This is a genomic window from Sandarakinorhabdus oryzae, assembly GCF_009733735.1.
Classification (GTDB): Bacteria; Pseudomonadota; Alphaproteobacteria; order Sphingomonadales; family Sphingomonadaceae; genus Sandarakinorhabdus; species Sandarakinorhabdus oryzae.
In genome coordinates this window covers 1-1,708 of sequence record NZ_WNJP01000302.1, presented here as the reverse complement: position 1 = coordinate 1,708, position 1,708 = coordinate 1, and the positions used below count along the sequence as shown (strand labels likewise).

Genomic DNA, 1,708 nt, shown 5'->3' with positions numbered 1-1,708 from the left:
CGCTCGCCGCCAATTTCCACGTCAGCGTGCCGGCGGCCGGCGCGGTGGCGGCAAAGGCGATGGTCTGCGCCGCGCCGGCCGCCAGCGTGATGGGTTTCGCCGGCCAGCGCGTACTGCCGGCGCTGGCGGTGATGGTGACGGGCAGGCTGCGGGCCGTGGTGTTGCGCACCACCATCGTCGCCACATAGGCATCGCCGGTGCGCACCAGCGGCGGGATGCCGGGCAGGATCTGCAGGTCCTGCGTGGTGCGGATCGAGGCGCTGCCGGTGCCGAACAGGCCCGGCCCGGCGCTGGCGATGGCGACCAGGCGGAAGCCCGACAGGCTGTCGTTCAGGTGGAAATTCACCCGCGCGCGGCCCTGCGCGTCCAGCTTCACCCGCCCGGCCCAGGCGATCACCGGCTGGAAATCGCGGCGTTGCAGGGCGGCTAACGCGCCGCCGCCGCCACCGGCCGCCACCGCCTTCTGGCCATAATGGCGCTTGCCCACCACCTGGCCCTGCGCGGTGGCGAGCACGACGCCCATAGGGCGCGGCTGCATCATGGCATCGAGCAGCTGCCAGCTGTCATTGTCCTTCAGTTGCAGCAGCGCTTCGTCCACCGCGGCAAAGGCGATCTCGGCATCAGCGGGCAGCGTCGTGCCGGCCGGCGGCTTCACTGTCACCAGCGCACTGGCCGCTTCCTTCACGGCATGGGTTGGCTTGTCGGGCGTCACCTGCACCGCCAGCCGCCGCGCATCATGGCCCACCTTCAATTGCGCCAGCCCCAGCCGGTAACTCGGCTTGGCGAGATCGACGAGCGCCGTCGGGTAGGCGCCTTCGCGGCTCAGCCAGGGCAGGTTCCAGCGCCGCGCCAGATCGGCCAGCCACAGCCGCCAGCCGGCGACGCGACCGCGCACAGCGAGCACGGAGACATAGACGTTGGGCGCATAATCGCCCTTCATCTTCACTTCGACCACCGGATCCTTGCCCGACAGGGTGGTGACGAAACTGTCCATCACGCCGCCGCGCATCACGGTCACCAGTGCAGTCGCGGTGCGGAACGGCATGCGCACCTGCAGGCGGGCGGTGCCGCCCGCCGCCACTTCGGTGCTTTCCGGCACCAGGTCCATGCGGTCGCCATTGTCGCCGCCAAACCACCAGTCATCATCGCCAGCCAGCCAGACGCTCTGCGTGGCGCGCGCGCTGCGGCCGGCGCTGTCGGTGGTTTCGGCCAGCGCCAGCACTTCGCCCGACACGCCGGCATCGAGCTGACAGGTGGCGCGGCCGCGATCATCGGTGCGGGCCTCGCAGCGCGCCTTCAGTTCGCGGGTCTCGCGCGCATTGTCATAGGCATAGAAACCGCCAACCAGCCGCTTGCGGGTGGAGAGGATCTCGCGGGCGAACAGGCGCAGGCTGACCTTCTGGCCGCTGACCGGCTTGCCGGCCGTATCCAGCACCACCAGCTTCAGCCGCAGATCATCGGCCTTGCTCAGCCAGCCATCGGTGGCGATCCCTACCCGCAGCGCCGCCGGCTCCAGGTTGAGCCGCGTGACCTTGCTCGCCACTTCGCCATTGGCGTCGGGATAGTCCATCTCGGCCACCAATGTCGCGGGGGCCGTGATCGCCGGCCAGCCGCTGGCCACCACGCGCGCAGTGCCAGCCGCGCCCAGCGTCAACGGCTGTTCGGCCGCGCGCTGGGCGGTTGCGGCAGCGCCAGNCTCGTTGCCATC

The 1,708-nt window shown here is 70.5% G+C and carries 1 protein-coding gene; it reads right to left on the bottom strand.

Features of this window, described 5'->3' with window-relative positions:
• On the bottom strand, positions 1–1,045 hold a 1,045-nt coding region (locus GJ693_RS17755), incomplete at its 3' end, for an alpha-2-macroglobulin family protein (protein ID WP_456238825.1).
• Positions 1,046–1,708: the final 663 nt, after the last annotated feature.